General features: G+C 43.2%; 26 protein-coding genes and 1 pseudogene. 5 read left to right on the forward strand and 22 right to left on the reverse strand.

Annotated features, from left to right (window positions below):
* Nucleotides 1-2 precede the first annotated feature (2 nt).
* From SMIDD28_RS08085 to SMIDD28_RS08100, 4 genes are all read right to left on the reverse strand, one after another.
* Nucleotides 3-1,055, reverse strand: coding sequence for a sensor histidine kinase (locus SMIDD28_RS08085; RefSeq protein WP_061425534.1), 1,053 nt, complete (start codon nt 1,053-1,055; stop codon nt 3-5).
* Complete coding sequence (locus SMIDD28_RS08090) at nt 1,055-1,750, reverse strand: response regulator transcription factor (protein WP_061425535.1); 696 nt, start codon at nt 1,748-1,750, stop codon at nt 1,055-1,057. The genes SMIDD28_RS08085 and SMIDD28_RS08090 overlap by 1 nt, the downstream gene beginning before the upstream one ends.
* 123 nt (nt 1,751-1,873) lie before the next feature.
* Nucleotides 1,874-3,685 (reverse strand): SSURE domain-containing protein, encoded by a 1,812-nt coding sequence (locus SMIDD28_RS08095; RefSeq protein WP_061425536.1) that lies wholly within the window; start codon nt 3,683-3,685, stop codon nt 1,874-1,876.
* A 115-nt stretch (nt 3,686-3,800) separates the two neighbouring features.
* Entirely contained in the window at nt 3,801-4,817 is a 1,017-nt protein-coding gene (locus SMIDD28_RS08100; RefSeq protein WP_061425537.1) for a glycosyltransferase family 2 protein, read from the reverse strand.
* 39 nt (nt 4,818-4,856) lie between these two features.
* On the opposite strand from SMIDD28_RS08100, the gene SMIDD28_RS12270 reads away from it, so the two are divergent.
* The gene (locus tag SMIDD28_RS12270) at nt 4,857-5,060 is read left to right on the forward strand and encodes a hypothetical protein (RefSeq protein WP_061425538.1); all 204 of its coding nucleotides are present in this window, start codon (nt 4,857-4,859) and stop codon (nt 5,058-5,060) included.
* A gap of 155 nt (nt 5,061-5,215) precedes the next feature.
* Here the strand turns inward: SMIDD28_RS12270 and SMIDD28_RS08110 are convergent, their stop codons facing one another.
* Genes SMIDD28_RS08110 through SMIDD28_RS08120 form a run of 3 tightly spaced genes read right to left on the reverse strand, consistent with a single transcriptional unit; the run spans nt 5,216 to nt 8,072 of the window.
* Nucleotides 5,216-5,881, reverse strand: a complete 666-nt coding sequence (locus SMIDD28_RS08110; protein ID WP_001283905.1) for a potassium channel family protein — start codon at nt 5,879-5,881, stop codon at nt 5,216-5,218.
* Between the two features lie 13 nt (nt 5,882-5,894).
* Nucleotides 5,895-7,274 carry a TrkH family potassium uptake protein gene (locus tag SMIDD28_RS08115; RefSeq protein WP_061425539.1) on the reverse strand — a complete coding sequence of 460 codons (1,380 nt, stop codon included), beginning with the start codon at nt 7,272-7,274 and terminating at the stop codon, nt 5,895-5,897.
* A gap of 33 nt (nt 7,275-7,307) precedes the next feature.
* A complete protein-coding gene (locus SMIDD28_RS08120; protein WP_061425540.1) occupies nt 7,308-8,072 on the reverse strand; it encodes a nucleoside phosphorylase in 765 nt (254 codons plus the stop codon).
* 115 nt (nt 8,073-8,187) lie between these two features.
* On the opposite strand from SMIDD28_RS08120, the gene SMIDD28_RS12275 reads away from it, so the two are divergent.
* Nucleotides 8,188-8,442 (forward strand): hypothetical protein, encoded by a 255-nt coding sequence (locus SMIDD28_RS12275; RefSeq protein ID WP_061425541.1) that lies wholly within the window; start codon nt 8,188-8,190, stop codon nt 8,440-8,442.
* A 220-nt stretch (nt 8,443-8,662) separates the two neighbouring features.
* Here the strand turns inward: SMIDD28_RS12275 and SMIDD28_RS12575 are convergent, their stop codons facing one another.
* The 3 genes and pseudogenes from SMIDD28_RS12575 to SMIDD28_RS08135 all read right to left on the reverse strand — a co-directional run bounded on the left by SMIDD28_RS12575 (nt 8,663) and on the right by SMIDD28_RS08135 (nt 11,022).
* Entirely contained in the window at nt 8,663-8,848 is a 186-nt protein-coding gene (locus SMIDD28_RS12575; protein WP_416069026.1) for a hypothetical protein, read from the reverse strand.
* Nucleotides 8,846-9,850: pseudogene (locus SMIDD28_RS08130) on the reverse strand (CAP domain-containing protein); the annotation flags it as partial. The pseudogene SMIDD28_RS08130 and the gene SMIDD28_RS12575, both read right to left, overlap by 3 nt.
* 134 nt (nt 9,851-9,984) lie before the next feature.
* Complete coding sequence (locus SMIDD28_RS08135; RefSeq protein WP_061425543.1) at nt 9,985-11,022, reverse strand: aldose epimerase family protein; 1,038 nt, start codon at nt 11,020-11,022, stop codon at nt 9,985-9,987.
* A gap of 124 nt (nt 11,023-11,146) precedes the next feature.
* Between SMIDD28_RS08135 and SMIDD28_RS12280 the strand changes: the two genes are divergently transcribed.
* Nucleotides 11,147-11,299, forward strand: coding sequence for a hypothetical protein (locus SMIDD28_RS12280; RefSeq protein ID WP_061425544.1), 153 nt, complete (start codon nt 11,147-11,149; stop codon nt 11,297-11,299).
* Here the strand turns inward: SMIDD28_RS12280 and SMIDD28_RS08145 are convergent.
* Nucleotides 11,290-12,456, reverse strand: a complete 1,167-nt coding sequence (locus SMIDD28_RS08145; protein ID WP_061425545.1) for an SIS domain-containing protein — start codon at nt 12,454-12,456, stop codon at nt 11,290-11,292. The genes SMIDD28_RS12280 and SMIDD28_RS08145 overlap by 10 nt on opposite strands.
* A 218-nt stretch (nt 12,457-12,674) precedes the next feature.
* On the opposite strand from SMIDD28_RS08145, the gene SMIDD28_RS12435 reads away from it, so the two are divergent.
* Entirely contained in the window at nt 12,675-12,800 is a 126-nt protein-coding gene (locus SMIDD28_RS12435) for a hypothetical protein (RefSeq protein WP_269139757.1), read from the forward strand.
* An 18-nt stretch (nt 12,801-12,818) separates the two neighbouring features.
* On the opposite strand, the gene SMIDD28_RS08150 is transcribed toward SMIDD28_RS12435, so the two are convergent.
* From SMIDD28_RS08150 to SMIDD28_RS08170, 5 genes are read right to left on the reverse strand one after another with little or no spacing between them, the layout of a single operon-like run.
* Entirely contained in the window at nt 12,819-13,223 is a 405-nt protein-coding gene (locus SMIDD28_RS08150; RefSeq protein WP_081103258.1) for a PTS sugar transporter subunit IIA, read from the reverse strand.
* A 5-nt stretch (nt 13,224-13,228) separates the two neighbouring features.
* Nucleotides 13,229-14,053, reverse strand: a complete 825-nt coding sequence (locus tag SMIDD28_RS08155; RefSeq protein ID WP_033687920.1) for a PTS system mannose/fructose/sorbose family transporter subunit IID — start codon at nt 14,051-14,053, stop codon at nt 13,229-13,231.
* Nucleotides 14,040-14,945, reverse strand: a complete 906-nt coding sequence (locus SMIDD28_RS08160; protein ID WP_061425547.1) for a PTS mannose/fructose/sorbose/N-acetylgalactosamine transporter subunit IIC — start codon at nt 14,943-14,945, stop codon at nt 14,040-14,042. The genes SMIDD28_RS08155 and SMIDD28_RS08160 overlap by 14 nt, the downstream gene beginning before the upstream one ends.
* Before the next feature lie 26 nt (nt 14,946-14,971).
* Nucleotides 14,972-15,448, reverse strand: coding sequence for a PTS sugar transporter subunit IIB (locus SMIDD28_RS08165; protein WP_061425548.1), 477 nt, complete (start codon nt 15,446-15,448; stop codon nt 14,972-14,974).
* Nucleotides 15,445-17,232, reverse strand: coding sequence for a glycoside hydrolase family 35 protein (locus tag SMIDD28_RS08170; protein WP_061425549.1), 1,788 nt, complete (start codon nt 17,230-17,232; stop codon nt 15,445-15,447). The genes SMIDD28_RS08165 and SMIDD28_RS08170 overlap by 4 nt, the downstream gene beginning before the upstream one ends.
* Before the next feature lie 347 nt (nt 17,233-17,579).
* Here SMIDD28_RS08170 and SMIDD28_RS08175 point away from each other — a divergent pair, with 347 nt between their 5' ends.
* On the forward strand, nt 17,580-18,296 hold the full coding sequence (locus tag SMIDD28_RS08175) for a GntR family transcriptional regulator (RefSeq protein ID WP_061425594.1): 717 nt from the start codon (nt 17,580-17,582) through the stop codon (nt 18,294-18,296).
* A gap of 259 nt (nt 18,297-18,555) precedes the next feature.
* Here SMIDD28_RS08175 and purB read toward each other — a convergent pair whose 3' ends face one another.
* From purB to purH, 6 genes are all read right to left on the reverse strand, one after another.
* Nucleotides 18,556-19,851: an adenylosuccinate lyase gene (purB, locus tag SMIDD28_RS08180; protein WP_061425550.1), complete on the reverse strand. Its 1,296-nt coding sequence runs from the start codon at nt 19,849-19,851 to the stop codon at nt 18,556-18,558.
* A gap of 63 nt (nt 19,852-19,914) precedes the next feature.
* On the reverse strand, nt 19,915-20,142 hold the full coding sequence (locus SMIDD28_RS08185; protein WP_049512618.1) for a hypothetical protein: 228 nt from the start codon (nt 20,140-20,142) through the stop codon (nt 19,915-19,917).
* A gap of 9 nt (nt 20,143-20,151) precedes the next feature.
* Nucleotides 20,152-21,243 (reverse strand): 5-(carboxyamino)imidazole ribonucleotide synthase, encoded by a 1,092-nt coding sequence (gene purK / locus SMIDD28_RS08190; protein WP_061425551.1) that lies wholly within the window; start codon nt 21,241-21,243, stop codon nt 20,152-20,154.
* Entirely contained in the window at nt 21,230-21,718 is a 489-nt protein-coding gene (gene purE / locus SMIDD28_RS08195) for a 5-(carboxyamino)imidazole ribonucleotide mutase (RefSeq protein WP_061425552.1), read from the reverse strand. Before purE ends, purK begins: the two co-directional genes overlap by 14 nt.
* 191 nt (nt 21,719-21,909) lie before the next feature.
* Nucleotides 21,910-23,175 (reverse strand): phosphoribosylamine--glycine ligase, encoded by a 1,266-nt coding sequence (purD, locus tag SMIDD28_RS08200; protein WP_061425553.1) that lies wholly within the window; start codon nt 23,173-23,175, stop codon nt 21,910-21,912.
* 121 nt (nt 23,176-23,296) lie between these two features.
* Nucleotides 23,297-24,844 carry a bifunctional phosphoribosylaminoimidazolecarboxamide formyltransferase/IMP cyclohydrolase gene (gene purH, locus SMIDD28_RS08205; protein WP_061425554.1) on the reverse strand — a complete coding sequence of 516 codons (1,548 nt, stop codon included), beginning with the start codon at nt 24,842-24,844 and terminating at the stop codon, nt 23,297-23,299.
* Nucleotide 24,845 lies beyond the last annotated feature (1 nt).

Raw genomic sequence — 24,845 nt, forward strand, 5'->3', positions numbered from 1 at the left:
TACTAAGCTTTATTTTCATTTCCAGAGAGATCGAGAACGAGGGTAAAGGTGCTTCCTAGGCCGTACTGGCTAGTAACTGTGATTTCCCCACCCAATTGATGGGCCAATTCACGCGCAATCGCAAGACCAAGACCATGACCACCTGTTTTCATGTTACGAGAAGTTTCTACACGATAAAGGCGTTTGAAAATATTCTCCAAATCCTCTGGGGCAATCCCTTGTCCTTCATCGGTCACACTGATTGAAAGCTGGTTATTTTCCAGCTTAGCTACCACTTCCAGCTTGGTTCCTGGTGCTGAGTATTTAAAAGCGTTATTGACCAGATTCACCAAGATACGAGAAAGTTTGGCATAATCTCCTTCAATCCGGGCAGACTCTGGGATTACCTGCAAATGGACATCTCGTTCCTCCTGCTCAATCAAGAATTGAAATTCACTCATGCACTCAATCAAGAGCTGGTCCAGAAAAATACTGTCCTTGCTGGCAGTTTCCGCCTGATTTCTAGCTGTGTTTAGCGTCAAAAAATTCAATTCTTCAACCAGTTTATTGAGTCTTTCTGTCTGGCGTCCAATGGTTGCTAGATAATGGGCTTGTTCTCCTTCCTTGATAACCCCGTCCAAAATCCCTTCTACCGTCGCTTGGATCGAAGTGATGGGGGTCTTGATATCATGCGATAGCTGAGCAATCATCAATCCCTTTTCTCGTTCGCTTTCTTCTAATGAATCAAAGGTCGCCTGCAAATCATGGGACATTTCATTGAAAGCTTGGCCTAATTGCTGAAATTCTGCAGGTCCTTGAACCTCCAGATTTGCAGGGAAGTCCTTGTCCGCTACTCGCTTGGCATGTTCCTTAAGTTTGGCCAATGATGTAAAGACAGGCGATAGGAGAAAGAGACTAATCCCAGCACCGACAAAACTTGCGATTAAAGTCATGCCAATCAGGAAATAAATTTCTCTTTGCTCAATTAACATTCGCTGGATGGCCCAAAAAACCACGATAATCGTTAGGAGTGTTGAAGTGGCATACCCCACTAAAATATAACTTTTTAATTTCATTAACTACCTCGTGCTTTCTCAATTTTGTAGCCCAAGCCCCAAACAGTTTTGATGGTCGGCGTTTCTGCACTAGCATGTTTAGCCAACTCCTGTCGCAGAGCATGAATATGAACATTCAAGGTATTAGTGTCATCCACATAGTCTTCTTGCCAGACCTTTTCATAGAGGTCTGTCTTAGAAAAAACTCGCTCTGGATTGCTGGCTAAAAGCCATAGAAGTTCGAAGGATTTGACGGTCAAATCAAGCGCCACATCTCCGACTTGGCCCTCATGACTACCGTGATTCATCCGTAAATCCCCGAGACTGACGACCTCTGTCTCACCTCCACGATGAAGGCGACGCAAGATATTGTGGACACGCAAAACCAGCTCACGAGGGCTAAAGGGCTTGGCAATAAAGTCGTCTGCCCCCAAGCTCAGGCCATAAATCTTGTCCTGCTCGCTAGTCTTAGCCGTGATAAAGAGAAAAGGCTGATCTGGAGATTGATACTGAACCTCACTAATCAAATCATAACCATCCATCCGAGGCATCATGATATCTGTAATAATCAAATCAATTGGTTTTCTCTTGAAGATTTCCAAGGCCTCTACCCCATCATGGGCCACCAAAACCTGATATCCTGCCTGAACCAGATAACGTTGATGAATATCTGTGATTTCTACCTCGTCGTCAACGAGTAAAATTGTCTTTCCCATCTGTCTCTCCTTTGAAAAAAACAGTGCTATACCACAATAGTATAACACTATTTTAATCTCTTTACGAACATTCTAAACGATATCTGGATTTTTCAAATCCTAGATAGAAAGTCTGTAGCTAGACTAGTCATTTTCCTCTTTTTTAGCTTTCAAACCGATACCACCTAATAGTCCTGCCAAGGCGAGTCCAAAGAATCCAAGGGTAGCCATTGATGTTTGAGCTTCACCAGTATATGGAAGCATGCCTTTTTGGTCTTTCATTTGATCAGCCATCATTGGACTTGACACCTTGTTAGTAGATGCCATCTTGCCTTCATCAGACATTTTGCTTGAGGCTGCTTGATCTTGTTTCATGCCTGGTGTTGCCATAGGCTGGCTAGCATTCATGGTTTTGTCCTGCTCTTTGCTAGGCATCATCTTATCCTGACTAGTAGCTGGCATTTTAGATTTCATCTCATCTTGATTGGCACGTGGCATTTGAGCGTTCATCTTAGACGCATCTTGATGACTATTCATCATTGGAGCCGACATAGCTGAACCATTAGAAGATGGGACGAAGCCTGATTGCATCTGAGTAAGAGACTGATGTCCATTCAAGTTTACTGTCAAATCCTTAGTCGCTACTAGATTGCTTAAATCGGCCTTGCCGTCTTTCGCACCATACACTTTGATAGTTGCTTTATAGCTTTGAGTGCCATTTTGTTTCAAGAGGTCAAGCAGTTCTTTGTCAGATTTGCCTTGAGTACCGGCCAAATCCACTTCATAGAAGTAAAGGCCTTTGCCCAATTTTTCTACTGGTGGGAGAGCGGGGTTTTTAGCTGAACCATTGTCTGACCACGGAGCCTTGTCTGAAGCTTTCAAGATAAGGCGAGTCAACATACCGTCACCTGCGAAGAATTCATATGGGATAACTTGGTTAACACCGGCTGTGAATGGACCAGGGAAGTTAGCTTTGTCCAAGTAAGTAGCTGGAACATCTACTGTGTCTTTGGTATTGTCGGCCACGCCTTTTTGGACTTCAGCTGGAGTAGTCAAGCCGTTCAAATTGACATCCAAATCCTTAGTCGCTACGAGGTTGCTTAAATCGGCCTTACCATCTTTAGCACCGTACACTTTGATAGTTGCTTTATAGCTTTGAGTGCCATTTTGTTTCAAGAGGTCAAGTAGCTCTTTATCAGATTTACCTTGAGTGCCAGCCAAATCTACTTCATAGAAGTAAAGGCCTTTGCCTAAATTTTCTACTGGTGGAAGAGCGGGGTTTTTAGCTGAACCATTGTCTGACCATGGGGCTTTGTCTGAAGCCTTCAAGATAAGGCGGGTTAACATACCGTCACCAGCGAAGAATTCGTATGGAATGACTTGGTTGACACCAGCTGTGAATGGCCCAGGGAAGTTGGCCTTATCCAAGTAAGTAGCTGGAACGTCTACGGTATCTTTGGTATTGTCGGCTACACCTTTTTGCACTTCAGCTGGAGTGGTTGCTGGCTGCGCTTCACTTGCTTCACGGTCTTGTCCAGAAACTGTAGGCGCAGGATTTGTCGCAGGTTTAAGTGCATCTTCTGTTTCTTTCTTAGATTCTGGTTTTGCTTGCACTTCTTCTTTTGGAGCTACCACTTGGTCTTTATCAGCTACATTCACTTTTTCTGGAGAGTTTGTAGCTTCCAAGCTTGCTTTAGGTGTTGAGTCTACCTGTTCTGAAGGAAGAGCTACATCAACTGCTTTCTTGAGAACCTCTACTGGTAAGTCACTCTTTTCACTCACCGAAGTAGCATCTGGCACAACTTGAGCAGGAGTCGGATTGACCACATCGGCACGTACAGAACTTGGCTGACCAACTAGGACAAAGAAGCCACTGGCCACAACAACTGAGGCAACACCGACACTAAGACGGCGAATAGACCAACGAGTATATCTTTGATTTGGATTGAATTTCATAGGATTCTCCTTAGAGTTTTTCTTTATTTGATGACTCTAGTATAATCTCCTAAAATTAAAAAGGATTAAGAAAAAGTTAAAATTTTTCTTAAATCCCTCTTATAAAATACTTATATTAATTAAATCCATAAACAGACTTGGTGATTTGATAGACAACATTGGAAAGTTTGCGAGCTGGTAAGACTGAATGTTTGGTCAAACGGCTGAGCATGGTTTTGCGGATAGCCTGAAAAACCTCTGGATTTTCCTGCTGAATATAGGTCCACAGCTCCCGTTTTTTGGCAAGATGCTCTGCTGTGCCTGCTCGGTTAAGCAGGGCACTGGAAATCACCGTCGTGATTTCAATGTGATTCAGCAGATATTCTCGCATTTTGGGGTGGCTTACTTTAGATAAATCAAGCTGGTCTACCAAGAGTCGATTGACCTTGAGTTGCTGGTCAATGCGCTTAATCATCACTTGCTCATTGACAGACTGGTCCTCACGCCCAATCAAGTAACGATAGAAATCGACAGGCAGATAGTACATGGTCTTGACCTGCTGAAGGGGGGTAAAGACAAAGAGATTATCGACATAAAAAGTATGCTCAGGCAATTGGAACTGGCTCACTCGCAACAAATCTGTCCGGTAAATTAGCGAGTGCATCATGATATACTGGCCTTTGGAGAAATTTCCGATCTGATCCCAGCCAAAAATCTGTTGGACAGGCAAGACTGACTCATAACTCATACTCTTCTTACGAGACTGGCCTTCCTTTTCATAGACAAAATTAGTCACAAAGGCGTCAACCTCTTGACCCTTGCTCTCAAGTTCCTGCAAGGTTTCAAGAATTTTTAAATAGGCACGAGGATCTACCCAGTCATCACTATCCACTACTTTAAAATAGCGTCCAGAAGCCTCCGCCAAGCCACGATTGACCGCACCGCCATGGCCTTTATTTTCCTGATAGATGGCTCTAACGATGTTAGGATACTTGCTGGCTAAACGCTCAGCGATTTCCTGAGTCTGGTCCTGAGACCCATCATTGATAATCAAAATCTCAACTTGCTCACCACCAATCACTAGCGACTCCACACAGTAGTGAAGATAGGCAGAGGCATTATAGCTAGGGATGGCGATAGACAATAACTTCATGATCTACTCCTTTAGGGGACTGATTTTTTCTTATACTCAATGAAAATCAAAGAGCAAACTAGGAAACTAGCCGCAGGTTGCTCAAAGCACTGCTTTGAGGTTGCAGATAGAACTGACGAAGTCAGCTCAAAACACGGTTTTGAGGTTGTAGATAAGACTGACGAAGTCAGCTCAAAACACGGTTTTGAGGTTGTGGATAGAACTGACGAAGTCAGTAACATCTATACGGCAAGGCGACGTTGACGTGGTTTGAAGAGATTTTCGAAGAGTATTACTCTCTCTCGTCACTTCTTTCTATTCTACCATAAAGTCCAGCTTTTGAAGGACTTTTACTAGAATACAAGAGTTGCTATCTCTATTTGCTATTTTGAACATCAAAAAAGAGGGGATCACCCTCCTTACGAATTTAATTCTGCCAAGTCATCTAGATACTGGTTGTTAATGACCGCCAAGATATAGGCATCTGCTTTCAAGAGGTCATTAGGACCAAACTGGACATCCAGTGGTGAATTTTCTTGTTCACGAAATCCTAGGACATTGAGGTTATATTTGCCACGTAAATCTAGCTGGCTCAGGCTTTGACCTGCCCAAACACTCGGAATTTTCATCTCCACGATAGACACATTTTTATCCAGCTGAAAAACATCGACATTGTTATGAAAGAGAATGGTCTGCGCTAGTGACTGCCCCATTTCATACTCAGGTGAAATCACCGAGTCAGCACCGATTTTTTCTAGCACCTTCTTGGCTGTCTGGCTTTTGACCTTGGCAATAACCCTTGGTACCCCCAAACTCTTACAATGCATAACTGCAAGTACACTCGACTCCAGATTTTCCCCTGTTGCCACTACAACTGTATCACAGGTATCAATTCCCGCAGTTCTGAGGAGTTCCTCATCTGTGATATCTCCAACAACTCCACGCGCCAAAACAGGCTCAAATTGATTGATGTGCTCAGCGTGGTCATCAATAGCAATGATATTCATATCTTGCTTGGCGAGGGCCGTCAGGACACTACTCCCAAAAATCCCCAAACCTAAAATTCCAATCGTACGATCTGACATCGTTCTTCCTTTCTTATCCAATACTAATATCTGCTTTCATATACTGAATCAAATCTTTCTTATCAGGCTGGTAATCCGCTAGACTAACCAGCAAGGTCAAGGGACCGATACGGCCAATAAACATGAGCACCATGACAATGCTAAGAGCTAGCTTGCCCAATTCTGGCGTCAGATTTGCCGTTACCCCAACTGTCGCAAGAGCTGAAATGGTCTCAAACATGAGGTAAATAAATCGCGGTGTTCCTTCTGCTGTAATTCCCAACAACATCAAGCCCAACAAGAAGGTCATCAAAAAGATAATGAAGACACTAAAAGATTTTTGGACTGTTCGAGCCTCAATGGTTCTCTGCGCAACATTGGCATGAGGTAAACCCAGCAATTCACTACGCGCAAAGACCAACAAGACAAAGAAAGTCGTAATCTTAAGACCCCCAGCCGTCCCTCCAGGTGCTCCACCCAGAAACATCTGTAGGATATAGATAAACAGGGTTACAGGCCGAGCTTGAGTGTAGTCAATAGAGGCAAAGCCAGCTGTTCTCATGCTGACAGTTTGGAAAAAGCTAACCAGCACTTTCTCTGGAACACTGAGATTTCCAATGGTTCCAGAATTGTGCCACTCCGTAAAGAGTGTGGATACTGTCCCAAACAGCAAGATCCCTGCAGTCAAGAAGAGGACCAGTTTGGTGTGGAAACGCAGACGGCGTTTTTTCTTCTTATCAAACTGAGTTGCCAAGTCAAACCAGACCATAAATCCCAGACCACCTGTGATAATCAAACCAGCAATGACCAGATTGATCAAGGGATCCGTCTGAAAAGCCACTAAACTGCTACTGCCGAAATTATCAAAACCAGCATTACAAAAGGCTGAAATGGCTAAAAAGATAGAGGTAAAAATGCCTCGTCCCCAGCCAAACTCAGGAATAAAACGGAAACTTAACAGAAAGGCACCCAAACCCTCTACCAGAAAAGTCGTTAAAAAGATAGACCGTATAAAAGCTCTCAGCGACCGAGTCTCCCCGTAACTAAAACTCTCCTGTATGGTTTCACGGCTGCGAAGACTAAGTTTTTGCTTCCCCTGAATATAAAAGACCCCGATAAAAGTCATGAGCCCCAGACCACCAATCTGTATCAAGAGCATACAAATCAACTGCCCCCAGACATTATAGGTCGTAGCCACTGGTTGCGTAAAAAGGCCAGTCACACAGACCATGGACACCGTCGTAAAAAGATGGTCAAAATAAGTGGCCTGAGAACCACTCGCCTGGACAAAAGGCAAACTCAAAAGAAGAGAGCCTATAAAAATAACTCCAGCGAAACTCAGAAAAATCCGACGAGCTGGCGAAAGTCCACCCAAGGCTCTTTCAATTTTTTTCACAAATAATTTGAATAACATACATCCATTGTACCATAAAAAGTAGGAGAGGAGCTAGATATGAAAGGCAATCTCAAGGCAGAGTTCCAAGGCCTTCTCGAAAGCTTCTGAACCCCAGTCACGACTATCGTACTGGTCCAAGTCTGCTAAGGAATCAGCTGTGAACAACAATTCTCCCCAGAGAACCCCACGCAATTGAGCTACTGCCGCAAGCGCAGAACACTCCATCTCCACAACAACACAGCCTTCTTCCTTACGATAAGCCACCTTTTCAGCCGTTTCTCGGTAAAAACCGTCTGTGGACCAAGTCATGACTTCTTCATAGGGAATCCCTCTGGCTTCCAACACTCGCTCAATGGCAGCAATAGCCTCTGGCTGAATTTCCATATAACGAGAAGGTGCCACATAGTGATAACTAGCCCCTTCATCTCGCAGAGCGCGAACAGGGACTAGAAAGGCATTTTCTTCTATATCAGCCAGCACACCACAGGTTCCAGTGGAAATAATCTGCTCCACACCATATCCAATCAACCAATCCATAAACTGGGCCGCTGGAGCAGAACCAACAGGCGCTTGAGTCAGACAAATCTTCTCACCCTTGTAGTTGATGATGTAGACTGGATAGGTCTTGGTGGCAGAAACGAATTCGCCGACACAGCCCGCCCCTACTTCCCTCGCATAGCGGTCAATCTCCTCACCTAAAAATGCATAGACACACTTCTTGGGCAAGTGCAAGTCCAGCCCCTCGTGATTAGGCATGATAACCGCCTGAGGATTATCATCGAACTCTAAAATAGGAATCGCATACTTCTGAATCATAGCCCACCTCCTCTAATTTTGTACTATTGTATCAAATGCTGACCGAGTGTCAAGGAGAAGAATGATAAACCAAGGAGAAAAAAGTATCCCGATTACGAGATGCTTTTAATACTCAATGAAAATCAAAGAGCAAACTAGGAAACTAGCCGCAGGATGCTCAAAACACTGTTTTGAGGTTGTAGATAAGACTGACGAAGTCAGCTTAAAACATTGTTTTGAGGTTGCAGATAGAACTGACGAAGTCAGCTCAAAACACCGTTTTGAGGTTGTGGATAGAACTGACGAAGTCAGTAACCATATATACGGCAAGACGACGTTGACGTGGTTTGAAGAGATTTTCGCAGAGTATAAAACTGCCTCTGCTAAATAAATGTGACTCTTGTATTCATATGTCATAAATATTTCCCTCTGCAGTTGTAACTTTAATTATTACATCTATTATATAATTTCCATCAAGAAAGTCAAGCCAGACAACTTGAAGCCTCTATTCTAACAAAAAGAGGTCAATGTTCGCCATCAACCTCTTTCTTATCATTCATTCTTTTTGTTAAGTAAGATGAATACTGTACCTATGACTTGCTATTTTCAGCCTAGTTTACCCATTCACCATTGCCATTTACATTATAACCATCTGGTGTTGTTGTGTTCACAGCCAAAGCTCCTGAACCATATGCATAGTACCAGTATTGACCAACTTTAAACCAACCTGTCTTCATGATACCTGATTGATCAAGATAATACCAAGTACCATTTTCCTGGTACCAGCCTGTCTTCATAGCTCCTGAACCATCAAAGTAGAACCATCTACTACCATCTGTTCCCCAGCCTGTAAACATCGCGCCAGAACTATCAAGGAAATACCATGCTCCATCAACTTCTACAAATCCAGTCTGCATGACACCTAAATCATTCAAGTAGTACCATTTACCACCTGTTTTTACCCAGCCTGTCTTCACATCACCAGACTCATAAAAATACCATTTGCCATTGGATTCCACCCAGCCAGACTGATCAGACGTAGACGCTCTAAAATCTTTCAGTGGTTTTTCTACAACCGTAGCTTTAGTTTTAACTGTTGAAAGGTTTGAGGCAGTCACTTCTGTATACTGAACAGCAGAACCATATCCACCAGCCAATTCCTCTGAAGAAGCATCATCACCTAGAGTTTGAGCAATTGTAATAGCTTTGTATTGATTATTAGGATTTTTAAAAGCTGCCATCCCCATGTGTGTAAATTTAGGGTTAATTAGCGACTCATAGTGACCAGATTTCCCATTGTCTGAACCACTATTTTTTTTCTTCACATAATCTGCCTTTTCAGAACGCCATTGTTCAATAGCTTTTAGAAAACCGTCATGATTCCATGCCAAATTTTCTCCCATTATACTATTAGAAGTTGGAAAGGCACTCCAAAGCTCTTTGCTAGAAAGACGAGTATGATCCATGGTTATAGATGCTTCTGTAGCTCTGGCAAAAGCTGCCTTTTCTAGGTCAGTTGACCATTTAATAGGGACATACTTATCTACCAAACCTTCATCCGCTGCTTCTTTACGAATAGCATTAATGGCATCCAAAATAGATTGTTGATGAGGAGCCACAAATTCTCCTTTGATTCCAACCAAAACATTGCCACTAGAAGGTTTTAGCACCTCTGAAGTCAATACATTACCATCAGCAGATTGCGTTGCCACCAATCTGTCATTCGCAAAAACATCAGTTGTCAAAACTGCTCCTGCCAAGGTCAAGGCTAAGGCGCTGGCAAATACAATTTTCTTCATTTTCTTTCTTACTCCTTATTGTAGTTTGAATATTATCTTAACAGATACCTTTCAACGTTTAATTATATCATATTTTCCTACTATTTGTCTTTGCTTACCTATTCCTAAATCCCAAAAGTAGGCGCAATAATTCTTTATTTCACAACAAGCTCATAACGTGTCTTGCTTGTAAAGGTTTGACCGGCTTTGAGAATGACTTGGTCTTTGAGGTCACTGTGAATGGCATCTGGTAAAGCTTGCGCTTCAAGGGCAATCCCATTGTGCTGTACCATTGGCTGACCTCCTATGATGACACTCTCATCCACAAAGTTTGCTGTGTAGACTACAAAGCAAGGAGCTTCTGTCTTGCAAAGCAGGAAGCGACCTGAATTTTGGTCATAAAGGAATCCAGCATTGTCATGACCTGCAGGAAGGGCAAATGGATGGTCCAAGCCAGATACCAACTGGATTTGCTCATCTTCTTCTGCAAAGATGTCTTTCAACAAGGCACCATTGTAGATGTGTTTGACCACATCACGAGTAGCATCTGGAGTTTTAGCCGGAACACCGTCAGGAGCGATTGGATAAATTCCCTCTGTGTTTAGTTGGAAGACATGACGGTCAATTGTCTTCGTGAAATCACCAGACAAGTTGAAATAGCTGTGGTTGGTTGGATTGACCAGCGTATCCTGATCGGTCGTTACCTTGTAGCTAATTTCATAGGCACCAGTTTCTTCCAAGTGATAGCTGACCCAGATTTTGAGATTGCCAGGAAATCCTCCTGTCCCATCTGTACGCTCTGTATAGAGAGTCAATCCATGGTCGCTCACTTCAACCAATTCAAACAAGCTCGAATCCCAACCAGTTGAACCGCTGTGGTTACAGTTGCTAGCATTGTTGACTTCCAGATGATAGGTCTGGCTATTGAGCTCAAATGTCGCACCAGCAATACGGCCTGCCACAGGACCTACACTAGCTCCATGCTTGGGACTATTGCCTACATAACTATCAAAGTCATCAAATCCCAAGATAACATTGGCAAAATTTCCAGCCTTGTCAGGCGTGACATAACGCAAGATGGTCGCACCATAAGTCATAACCTCAAGTTGGTAACCACCGTCCGTCTCAAAACGATAGGCCAAGACATCCTTGCCCTCAACATTTCCAAATACACGCTCTGTGTATGCTTTCATTCTGTTCTCCTTTTACTATTTCTCTCAAGCAAACAAACCATAGAAAGCGAATTGACAATCTATGGTTTATCTGATGATATACAAATCCTCTTGTCAAGAATTCATAAACACTGTCTTATACTCAATGAAAATCAAAGAGCAAACTAGGAAGCTAGCCGCAGGCTGCTCAAAACACCGTTTTGAGGTTATGGATAGAACTGACGAAGTCAGTAACCATACCTACGGCAAGGCGACCCTAGTATGGTTTAAAGAGATTTTCGAAGAGTATTACTTTTGATATTCGTGGATGATAACACCTTGTACCACACGGTTTACTGTACCAGTAGGAGACGGTGTATCTGGTTTATTTTCTACCTTGAGTGAAGTCAATAGGGCAAAGAGTTGGGCATAAACGATGTAAGGGAAGACACGGTAAATATCATTCAAGACACCGCCACAACCAAGGGGCACTTCTTTGACATTTTCAAGACCAAAGGCTCGATCACTCAAAAGCACAACACGACGAGCAATCTGGTCACCAGCAACTTCACGAACCAAGTCTAGGTCGTACTTGCGAGTGTAATCTGTTGTTGCACCAAAGACCAAAACAACTGTATCTTCGTTGATCAGAGATTTTGGACCGTGACGGAAGCCGACTGGACTTTCATACATGGTCGCCACTTGACCAGCTGTTAATTCCAAAATCTTGAGCTGAGCTTCATGAGCAAGTCCAAAGAAAGGACCAGCGCCTAGATAGATGACACGGTTAAAGTCTAGGTCAACCAACTCTTTAACATCTTCTGCATTGTCTAGAATTTTACGGGCAAGACTAGATACAACTTCAAAACGTTCAGCTTTAACAGCAAATTCTGTAGGATCAAAGACCAAGAGAGCTGTCAACATCATAGATGTAAAGCTAGAAGTCATAGCAAAGCCAGCATCATTAGAAGCATCTGGTTGCAAGAGCAAGAGATTACGATCATCACCGTGGGCTTGAAGAGCCAATTTACCATCTGCTGCACAAGTAATCGTCACTTGGTAAAGCTCATCCACCAAGGCTTTGGCCAAATCAACAGTCGCCACACTTTCAGGCGAGTTCCCACTACGGGCAAAAGATACAAGAACAGTTGCCACATCTTTTTTCAAATAAGTTTCTGGATTGGCAACGATATCGGTTGTCGCAATAGCATTGAAATTCCATTTGCGTTCGTCATAGACTTCCTTAAAGTAAGGTACCAAGGTATCTCCCACATAAGCAGAAGTCCCAGCACCTGTCAAGATAACCTTGATATAGTCATGTTTATCAGCAATCCCTTGTAGGAAGGCTGCAATTTCTTCACGTTTTGCTTGATAAGATTCAAAAGCTTCTTTCCATACATCAGGCTGTTGGTAAATTTCACGTGTAGTGATTTCTGCGCCCAATTCAATCAAGTCTTCTTTTGTATAATGTAGCATTGAGTTCCTCTTTTTCTATTAAATATGGGAATGGGAGTAAGCCCCATTCCCATGAATATTCTATATAAAATGCTCTAACGATTTTCACGTTGTCACATGAATTGAATCGAGTTCCAACTAAAATCTTTGGGAAAAAGACCGATTATCGTCGGAGCATCGCTCCATCCTCCTATCGCCTATTTTCCCTGTGATTTTCACGTTGTCACATCTTATACTCAATGAAAATCAAAGAGCAAACTAGGAAACTAGCCGCAGGCTGCTCAAAACACTGTTTTGAGGTTTCAGATAGAACTGACGAAGTCAGTAACATATACCTACGGCAAGGCGACACTAGTATGGTTTAAAGAGATTTTCGAAGAGTATTATTCATCTTCGTCATCATCGAAGCCCGCTAACAAATCATTGACTTTAACGATGCTTTCTGCAGCACGACTCTTGTAGTCCGCATCTGCACCTGTAAGGCTAGCATTGATAAATTCAATCACCATTGGAAGATTCATCCCTGCATAAAGTTCGATGTCACGACCTTCCATGATCAAACGACTTACCACATTACATGGTGTTCCACCGAGAAGATCCGCAAAGACTAAGAAATCATCCAATCCTTCAATAGCAGCTTCAAATTTTGCAGTAAATTCTTCTGGACCATCTTCTGGAAGAAGAGCCACTGCATGAATATTGTCTTGTGAGCCCATAATCATTTCTGTGCTGCCTTTAAGCTCCTCACAGAAGCGACCATGGCTGACCAAAATTAATGATTTTACCATAAAACTTATTTAGGTCCCATTCCAAATGCAAAGTGACCAAGGGCAGAAAGACCTACTGCAAGAACGATAATGATACCGATAGCTTTAGTAGAGGTCATACCTTTCTTACCAAGCAACCAGAAGATAAAGGCAGTAAAGATTGCTGGAAGCAAACGTGGGAAGATTTGGTTCAAGATGTCTTGGAAATCAATCATCTTTTCACCGATTGGCAATTTGTAAGAAATTTCAAAGTTGATCATTGTTGCTACAAGAGCACCCATCATGAAGACACCAAGTACAGATGCAGCGTCAATCAAAGCTGTCAAGGTACTTTGCATGTTGTTGATAAGGTTAACCCCTTCTTTGTAGGCAAATTCTAACTGTTTCCAACGGAAGATGTCATACACTACTGCAACTGCAATCCAAAGGAAGATACCCCAAGGTTGGCCAGCGATAGCCATAGTTGCTGCGATAGAACCCATGATAGCAGGTACAAGCGAACCAAAGATTGTATCTCCAAGAGGAGCGAATGGTCCCATCAAACCTGTCTTGATACCGTTAACGGCATCTTTTGAACCTACACCATCTTTTTCTTCCATGGCAAGGTCAAAACCAGCGATAATGGTGTGGAAGAATGGTGAAGTATTGAAGAATTGAGTATGAACTTTCATCATTTCTTTCAATTCAGGAGTTCCATCACCATACATTTTACGCAATTGTGGCAGGATCATGTAAAGGTAACCAGAAGCTTGCATACGTTCGTAGTTCCAACCTAATTGGAAAGTAAACAAGCTACGTTTGTTGATTTGATTAAAATCTTCTTTTGTAAGTTTGTAATTAGAATTCGTCATCTTCGATTTCCCCACTTTCTGATGGTGTAGAAGGTGCTGCTACAGCTACTTTTTGGCTATTTTTGAAGTGAAGCACTGCAAGGAAGATACCTACGATAGAGATACCAATCATAGACAAACCTTTGAAGTTGTTCACGAAACCAATTTTTTCAGCAACATCTTTCGGTAGAGTGCCGATAACACCTGCAACAGCGCCACCAAGACCTGTTACATATGAGTAAAGAACAGTCAACATAGCTGTCAAACCAAATCCCATTGCAAGGTAGTGAAGGTTACGTTTAACTGGAAGGTAACGAAGTAAGATTGCAAATCCAAGACCTGGAAGCATACGTCCTGCGAGTGTCAAACCATCTGCAACCCATTGGTATTTTGTAACGAAGTCTACTACGTGTTGTACAAATTCACCACCAAAGGCAAGCGCGAAGAAGACTGGAAGGGCACGAGATAGAGCCCAAGGAATCGCACCAAGCAAGTAGTTGCGTTCAATACCTTTATAGTCAAAGCGTTCGATTGCAGCATCCACACGGTGAGCGAAGAAAGTAGTTGTCATACGTCCAAGAACGTCGAAGTAAGTCAAGAGCGCTGCTACTGGCACAGCGATTGTCGTAATCGCAAGTGCTGTATCAATTCCTTGTGAAACAGAGAAGGCTGTCGCAAGAACTGCACCAGAAGTTGCGTCGATACGAGAAGCACCACCGAAGGTACCAACCCCAAGAACGAACAGTTGCAAGTTACCACCAATAAGTAGACCAGTAGTCAAATCTCCCATGATTAAACCAGTAATGAAACCAGCAAATACAGGGGAACCTGCAGATGAAACGATCGTCAACTCATCACAGATTTGATAAGCTGAGTACAAAGTGAGAAGTAAAATTTGCCACCATTGTATCATAACAATGACCTCCTAAAAATTTTTTCCTATTTTAATAAGCTCAAAAAGTCTGAAATTGGATCATTTGGAACCATTTGAGCAGTTAATTTAACACCTTTTTCTGCTAGTTTGCGGAAATCTTCCACATCCTTGTCTACTACGTTGATAGAACGTGTGATAGATCGAGTTTCTGGTGTTTGAGACATATTCCCAACATTAAGGGTTTCAAGTGGTACACCTGCTTCGATCAAACCAAGGAAGCGGTCTGGTTTACGAGCCACGATAAAGAGACGTTGGCTATCGTATTTTCCAGCAAGAATATTAGCTGCCGCTTTTTCAATTGGCAAAATACTCAATTTTACACCTGGTGGTGTCGCAAGTTTCAAACCACTCTTTTCAACATCGTTGTTGACAACTTCGTCGTCTACAACCATAATGCGTGAAACATTTAGTTTTCCAGCCCAAAGATTGGCTACTTGTCCGTGGATCAAACGTCCATCGATACGGCATCCTACAATTGTCATAAGTTTTCCCCCTTTATGTGTTTTAGTGTAGGTTTACGAGTTAAATGAATCTCTTCTTTATATTGGCCCTCTGTTTCAAAGATGATGATGCGGTTGGCACCTTCCTTGAGATAGCTATGAGGGATATAAAGCGAGAGAGTTGGGCCAACGTTCCAAAAACGTCCTAGATTCTGCCCATTGACAAAGGCAACTCCCTTACCAAACTCAGACAAGTCTAGGTAAGCATCTTTTGGCTCTTGGACTGTAAAGTCATAAGCATAAAAGGCTGGTTGTCCTTGAGTCCATCCTTTTGAAAAATCAATTTTCTCAGGATTGTCTAGTGGGAGTGGATAGTGTTTCCAGTTTAGTAAGAAATGCAAATCCTTACAAACCCCTGTCCGAATTCCCTTACGTTGCGTATCCGCTAAGAACTTATGCCCATAGTTGACACGCCCCATATTTTCTATCAATATATCAATCCTAGATAACGCTTTCTTTTCACCTTGATAGAAAATATCTTCCCCAATCTCTGTCTGATATTGGGTTTTAACCCACTGACCATCGACATACAGCTGGGCCCTATCTCGACCATCAATGATACGAAGTCTTTCTTCTTCTGCATCCCAGTTTGTTTCTGTTCGATAGAGTAGGTAGCCATAGCTTTGTCCCAACTCCTCCATCTTTTTAGGATAGAGACTTTCTATCGGACTTGACAAGCTATCCAAGGTTTCAAACAAGGAAACTTTTTCAACTAGTGGAATAGCATCCAACTCCATACTCTCTTTGTAGAGGGGTTCCAACTGCGGATACTCTGGAAAATGTGTTGCCATCATCTTCTTGACTGCCAGATATTTGGCAGTTGGATTTCCTTCTTCATCCAGAAGGGCATCGTAATCATAAGATGTAACTTGTGGCAGGTCCAAGGTTCCTCGAGCTGAGCAACCATTCATGAAGCCAAAGTTTGTACCACCGTGGAACATGTAAAGATTGATGGAACCTTGCTCCAAAACCTCTCGAACTGCATCTGCCAATTCCTTAGGATCCCGTGTGATAATCGGTTCTTTCCAACGATTGAACCAGCCATCCCAGAACTCCATACACATGAGCGGCCATTTCTTGCCATGTTCATCAAAGAATTCCTGCATCTGTGAAAAGTTGTAAGGTGCCTTAGAACCAAAGTTCCCTGTCACAAAGAGATCATCTTCAATTAAGGTTCCCGCTTTTAGAGTAGCTCTCCAAGGACCATCTGATGTAAAGAGAGGACAGGTTACGCCACGCTCTTCCATCAGCTGTCGAATGGCTCTCAGATAAGCCTTATCCTCTCCGTAAGAACCATACTCATTTTCAACCTGCATCATGAGGATATTCCCACCATTGTCCAATAAATGTGGAACCAATCGTGGCAAGAGCTGATCATAATAGCGACCGACAGCCTCAATATAGGCTGGATCTGATGAACGAATCCTCATATCCTTGGTTAAGAGCCAGGCTGGTAAGCCACCGAATTCCCACTCCGCACAGATAAAGGGAGAAGGTCGTACAATAGCATAGAGACCCAAGTCTTGCGCTGTCTGTAGAAATCGCTCCAAATCCAGAGCTCCTTCAAAATGAAACTCACCCTCACGAGGCTCGTGTAAATTCCAAGCAACATAAGTCTCTACCGTATTAAAACCAAGAGCCTTCAAGTTATAGAGCGAATGATACCAATCCTCTGGAGGAACCCTAAAATAATGAATGGCGCCAGATAAAATCTTAAATGATTTTCCATCGAGATAAAAATCATCTCGTATCTCAAATCGTGTCATAAAACTACCTTCTGACTGCGAAAGTTTACGCTTTCATTTGTTGTTATAGTAATTATAAACCAATCTGTTTGAATTGTCAATAGAAATTGTCGGAATATTTACTGCAATTTTACTATTATACACACGTTCAATTAGTTTCAAACATTTTTAGACCCATTTCAAACGCTCTTTAAATTCGGAATAGAGAACCTAAAATAATTTTGTATAAAATGCATTTATAAAATACGTGCAATGCCTATGTAGCTTAATTTTTCAAACTATTATTCTAATTTTTTATTCAAAAGACTACTATTTTTTTCGCTTTTATGGTAAAATTTTCTATGGAGAAGGAAAATAGAGGTAAAAATATGGCAATTCCCAAATATCAATACATAAAAGACGAATTAAAAAATAAAATCATCTCTGGGCAATTTAGCAGCGGAGATAAATTTTACACTGAAGCAGAGCTCATTTCAATGTACGACGTCAGTTCTATCACAGTTGTCCGCGCCTTAAACGACCTTGCCAAAGATGGCTATATTGTCCGCCAACAAGGAAAGGGTACATTCGTTTCACGCGCACGCAAACACAAACTCGTAGAGTTTTCAGATGTAGAAGTTTTTGAAACTAAAGATGATAAAGTTACCGTCCTTTCTATTGAGCGCGGAAACAAATTAAACTACTTAGAAAAACTTGGACTACGTGGTGATCAGTTCTACTACAAGATTGAACGTATACGCGAAACGAATGGTGTCGTATACATCTACCACACATCTTACATTCCAGAACAATACATCAACGCAAATTATCCAAATCTTGAATATTATAGCTCTATCTATAACCGTTTCAAATTGGATTACCACATTCACATGAATGATGAACATTTTGAAGAAATCAATGAAATAACATTTCCAACTCCAGAACATGCGGCTTCGGTCCTCGGGGTCGATGAGCAATTCCCAACCGTTTTACAAACCAAGACTACTAAGTTAGAGTCCACTGGCCAAGTTCTCGCATACAGCGAAACTTATAAACGAGCGGATTACTACAAGATTAAATTCATCTCATGTGACCGTGATCACTAAGAAGAAAGCCTGAGCCTAATCGCTTGGGCTTTTTCCTATGCTTATTATATAACATAGTAGATTGAAATAGAATATGGACAAATCGATTAGGAAATTCAAATCAATTTCTAGTAATATTTTAGAAGTCACAGTATACTATTCTATATTCAACATATTATAAATATTGGTTATTTTTTTCAAAAGCACTTTAATAAAAAAGAAAAATCGAAGTTCTGCTACTCCTATAAATAGAGTAATAGAAATTCGATTTTTATTCTAATTATCCTAATCCAAGACGTTCAAAAATATCATCCACTCGTTTGGTGTAGTAAAGAGGGTTGAAGATCTCGTCGATTTCCTCTTGTGTGAGGCGTGATGTTACTTCTGGATCTTCTTCCAACAGTGGTTTAAAGTCTACTTGATTATCCCAAGAGTAGGCTGTTTTTGGTTGTACCAAGTCATAGGCTTGCTCACGGGTCATGCCTTTTTCAATCAAGGTCAACATAGCACGTTGGCTAAAGATCAAACCAAACGTAGAGTTCATATTGCGGATCATGTTTTCTGGAAAGACCGTCAAGTTCTTGACAATATTTCCAAAGCGGTTGAGCATGTAGTCAATCAAGATAGTTGTATCTGGTGTGATGATGCGCTCAGCTGATGAGTGGGAAATATCGCGTTCGTGCCAGAGAGCAACGTTTTCATAGGCTGTAATCATGTGACCACGGATAACACGCGCCAGACCAGTCATATTTTCAGAACCGATTGGGTTGCGTTTGTGAGGCATTGCTGAAGACCCTTTTTGACCTTTGGCAAAGAATTCTTCCACTTCGCGTTGTTCAGATTTTTGTAGACCACGAATCTCAGTCGCCATACGTTCGATTGAAGTCGCGATACTAGCAAGAACCGCAAAGTACTCAGCGTGAAGGTCACGAGGAAGGACCTGTGTTGAGATTTCTTGGGCACGGATACTAAGTTTGTCGCAGACGTATTGCTCTACAAATGGTGGGATGTTGGCAAAGTTCCCAACTGCACCCGAAATCTTACCAGCTTCCACACCAGCAGCCGCATGCTCGAAACGCTCGATGTTGCGCTTCATTTCGCTGTACCAAGTCGCCAATTTAAGACCAAAGGTTGTCGGCTCAGCGTGCACACCGTGGGTACGACCCATCATGATGGTGAACTTGTGCTCCTTAGCCTTATCAGCGATGATGTTGGTGAAGCTTTCAAGGTCACGACGGATGATATCGTTGGCCTGCTTGTAAAGGTAACCGTAGGCAGTATCCACCACGTCAGTAGAAGTCAAGCCGTAGTGAACCCACTTGCGCTCTTCGCCAAGCGTTTCAGAAACCGCACGCGTGAAAGCCACCACGTCATGACGAGTCTCCTGCTCAATCTCCAAAATACGGTCGATGTCAAAGCCCGCTTTCTCACGAATCAAAGCCACATCTTCCTTAGGGATTTCCCCTAACTCAGCCCACGCCTCATCAGCCAAGATTTCCACCTCAAGCCAAGCACGGTATTTATTTTCTTCACTCCAAATGTTCGCCATCTCAGGACGAGAGTAACGGTTGATCATGTTATTAATTTTTCCTTTCTTCTAAAGCTGTTGGGAATAAGCTATCTAGGTAAACCAAGATTTCTACTCAAACTCCTCTTTTCCAATAAACACAGATGGATAGTGTGGTAATTCATTGAGATCAGTATCCAATGGTAAATCATAAATTGCTAAATAGTTTTCAGGGTATTGAACAACTAACTCTTCATATTTGGCCTTCACTTTTGCGTAATTGCTACTAGCAAACAAGACTTCAACAACTGCTCCGGTCTTATCCTTTTCAACAAAAGCATTAACAATGATTTGAATCATAGTCTTCACCTACCAATCAATTCCTTTCCCAAACTCCTCAACCTCATCTGGCACATCACTGAACAAAGTCACGTGTCCCATCTTGCGGTTGTACTTCGCTTCTATTTTACCATACATGTGGAGGTGGGCGCTTGGATTTTCTGTGACATATTTTTCAGCAGCCTCAACGTGTTGACCGAGAACGTTGAGCATGACTGCTGGTGTATGTAGTTTGATAGCTGGCAATGGTGCTCCCAGAACACCCAATATATGGGTATCAAACTGCGAGAAATCACAGGCTTCGATAGAGTAGTGCCCTGAGTTGTGGGGACGTGGAGCAATCTCATTGACAATGATGTCATCAGCCATCGCAAACATTTCCACACAAAGGGTTCCAGACAAGTTGAGTTGTTCTGCGATTCGTACTGCCATAGCTTTGGCTTTTCCAGTCAGACTTTCTGAAATGCGAGCAGGCACGATAGTCTTAGACAAGATGTTGTTGCGGTGGATATTTTCCTGAACTGGGAAGACTGTCACATCCTTGCCATTTCCTGACACGATGACAGAAATTTCAAGGTCAAAGTTGACGAATTCCTCTAAAACGCAGGCTGCTGAGTCAGCTAACGCATAGGCTTCTTCCAAGTCTGCTTCTGAGCGAATGACCTTTTGCCCATGCCCATCGTAGCCACCTGTCGCAGTCTTGAGGACATAGTTTTTGGACAGGTCAATCTCCGCCAAGTCTTGGCTAGAATTCACAACCTTGTAGGGTGCTACAGTGACTTGAGCCTTGTTTGAGAGAAAATCCTTTTCAAAAATGCGATTTTGGGAAATACGGAGCAGGTCGGTTCCTTGAGGGAGTTGTCCATCTTTGATGACAGCATCCAAACCGTCAGCATCTACATTTTCAAATTCATAAGTGAGAACATCACAACGGTCCGCCAACTGACGAAGGGCGTCCACATCATTATAAGGCGCCACGATAATTTCCGCCACGCGAGAGGCCGGGCAATCCGTCGCAGGATCCAGCGCGATGACCTTGTGCCCCATGTAGATAGCTGAAATGGCCATCATCTGACCCAGCTGACCGCCACCGATAATTCCGATTGTTTTAGATGAGCTCATTTGTAGACTCCTCTGCGATTTTTCCTTGCTCTTCTGCGAAATCAGCCAATGCTGTCGCGATAGCATGATCCTCTACTGACAGGAGACGGAGGGCAAAGAGGGCTGCGTTGGTCGCACCTGCTTCACCGATTGCCATAGTTGCGACAGGCACTCCACCTGGCATCTGGACGATAGAGTAGAGCGAGTCCACACCACTAAGGGCACGCGATTTTACGGGCACACCAATGACTGGAAGGGTTGTTTTAGCTGCGACCATACCTGGCAAATGAGCTGCGCCACCTGCACCTGCGATGATGACCTTGATACCACGGCTACGGGCTTCTTCGGCATGCTTGAACATGAGGTCTGGTGTACGGTGGGCAGAAACAACTTTCTTTTCGTAGGCTACACCGAAGCGGTCTAAGACTTCGGCTGTTTTTTGCATGGTTGCCCAATCGGATTTTGAGCCCATGATAATGGAAATAATTGGTTTCATTTCTTCTCCTTTTTTAATAATCGTCTAATGTAGTGCGGACGTAAGCGACCGCTTATGGCGTTCCATTACTAAAACTGGAGCCTAGGTCTCCAGTTTTCCGCTCCTAGTAGCAAAGCTACTAGGAGTTCCACTACTGCGACGATTATTCTATTGTGGCTCGCTTTCGCTCACCATGACAAATTTAGTATCCGTTAATCTTTTATAGCCTTGCTTCCGATATCTGTTCGGTAGAAGAGGCCTTCTGTGTTTTGTGTGTTGAGTTCGCTGTAGATGGTATCTTGGGCTTCTTTGACGGTGTCTGCTGTGGTGACGAGCATATAGACACGTCCGCCATTTGACAGCAGTGCTCTGCTATTTTCCGAAAACTTAGCCCCTGCATAGTAGGTGATGATGTCGCCTTCTGTCTTGGCTGGCAACTTGACACCTTTTTCATAGTCTAGCGGATAACCCTTGGATGCGACAACCACGCCCAGAGTCACGCCCTTGTCCTTCCAGGTGATATTTGGCTCCTTACCATCCAGAATATCCGTGATATTTTGTGCAAAGTCAGATGTTAAACGAGGCAAGATGATTTGCGTTTCTGGATCTCCAAAACGAGCATTGAACTCGATGACCTTAGGGCCCTCCGCTGTCAATATGAGACCTGCGTAAAGAATACCAAGATACGGACGACCTTCTTTAATCATCCCCTCTAGAACTGGCTTGACAATAGTGTCGACTGCTGTATCAACTACACTCTGTGGCAAGTGAGGAACTGGCGCATAGGCACCCATCCCACCAGTGTTAGGCCCCTTGTCGCCATCATAGGCACGTTTGTGGTCCTGAGCTGTTGGCATGATATAGAACTTATCACCATTGACAAAAGCAAAGAGTGAAAATTCCTCTCCTTCAAGGAATTCCTCAATAACCACACGCGCACCTGAGTCACCAAATTTATTGTCCAAAAGCATCTCGTGAGCTGCTTCGACCGCTTGCTCGACTGTCTCAGCAACAACGACACCTTTCCCAAGCGCCAAGCCATCCGCCTTGACTACGATAGGCGCCCCCTGCTTTTCGATATAGGCCTTGGCTTCCTCGAAATCTGAGAATGTGCCATAGGTTGCTGTTGGAACGCCGTATTTGACCATAATTTCCTTAGCAAAATCCTTGGACCACTCCAGCTCCGCTGCCAATCTTGTCGGACCAAAGGCTTTGAGACTAGCTGCATGGAAATCATCCACGATACCAGCCGCAAGGGCGTCATCTGGCCCTATAAAGGTCCAAGCAACATCGTTGGCTTTTGCAAACTCAATCAATTTAGAATGTTCGGAAATAGAGATATTTACCAATTCCAGACCATCCAGAGTCATCCCATCATTCCCAGGAGCTACAAAGACTTTTTCAACGTCTTTTGATTCAAATAACTTTTTAGCAATCGCATGCTCACGACCACCCGAACCGACAACTAACAGCTTCATTTCTCAACCTCTTTTGCGAATCATTTATTAATATTATACCACAAACGTTCGTTTTAATCTTGTTTTATTAAGTATTTTTAAGCAAAAAAGGAAAGAAACTGTTTTCTTCCCTTTAACGTTCTTAATGTCTAAAATGTCTCACGCCTGTGAAGACCATGGTCAAGCCGTAGTTGTCAGCAGCTTCGATAGACTCTTGGTCACGGACTGAGCCTCCAGGCTGGATGATAGCCTTGATTCCTGCTTTGGCGATTTCTTCCACGTTATCCGCAAATGGGAAGAAGGCATCTGAAGCAAGGACGGCACCGTCAAGACGGTCTTTGGCTTGTTCGATGGCGATACGAACAGAAGCCACACGGTTGGTCTGACCTGGGCCAACGCCAAGTGTCATGTGGTCATTGGTCACAATGATACCGTTTGATTTGACGTACTTGATAGCCTTCCAAGCGAACTCAAGGGCAGTCGCTTCTGTCTCAGTTGGCTGGCGCTTGGTCACCACTTGCCAGTCAGCCGGGCTTTCCTTAACCACGTCTTGGTTTTGCACAAGAAGTCCACCGACAACACCTGTGTACTCTGCTTCCACTTCACTAGCATCTTGAGCGTCAAATGGCAAGGCAAGGATGCGCAAGTTTTTCTTTTTGTTAGTCAAAATGGCTAGCGCTTCATCCGTATAGCTTGGTGCGATGATGATTTCAAGGAAAACGCCATGCATCTTCTCAGCCGTCGTAGCATCTACTTCACGGTTGAGAACGACGATACCACCGAAAATTGATACTGGATCAGACTCATAAGCGTAATCCCAAGCTGTTTCTATATCATCCGCCTGACCAATTCCACATGGATTCATGTGTTTGAGAGCTACAACGGTTGGACGGTCTTTAAAATCACGGATGATACGAATAGCCGCATCCGCATCACGGATATTGTTAAAGGATAATTCCTTACCGTTGAGCTGTTTAGCTGAAGCAATGGAGTAATCTGTCGGCAAAGCTTTTTGGTAGAAGTCTGCATCTTGTTGAGGGTTTTCACCGTAACGCATAGCTTGCTTGAGGTCATAAGTCAAGGTCAGCTTTTCAGGTTTGCTTTCCCCCACTTGAGTAGTGAAATACTCTGCAATCAAGGCATCGTAAGCCGCTGTGTGACGGAAAACTTTGGCCGCTAAACGTTGACGCGTTTCGTAAGTCGTTTCACCATTGGCTGACAACTCGTCCAAAACTACTGTATAATCAGCAGGGTCTACCACAACTGTCACGCTGGCGTGGTTCTTCGCTGCTGAGCGAAGCATAGACGGACCCCCAATATCGATATTCTCCACAGCATCCGCGTACGTCACGTCTGGTTTGAGAATGGTTTCCTTGAAAGGATAAAGGTTGACCACTACAAGATCGATAAGCTCGATCTGATTGTCCTTGGCCGCTTCCAAGTGGCTATCCAAATCACGACGAGCGAGGAGCCCACCGTGGATATTTGGATGAAGGGTCTTAACACGGCCATCCATCATCTCTGGGAAGCCCGTCACATCATCGATCGCAATGGTCTCCACCTCAGCATTGTCAAGGGCAACCTTTGTCCCACCTGTCGAGATAATATCCCAACCAAGTTTTTTAAGTTCTTGGGCAAATTCAACAATACCCGCTTTGTCTGAGACGCTGATTAAAGCTTTTTTCGTCATT

It is taken from the genome of Streptococcus mitis (genome assembly GCF_001579045.1).
Classification (GTDB): Bacteria; Bacillota; Bacilli; order Lactobacillales; family Streptococcaceae; genus Streptococcus; species Streptococcus mitis_D.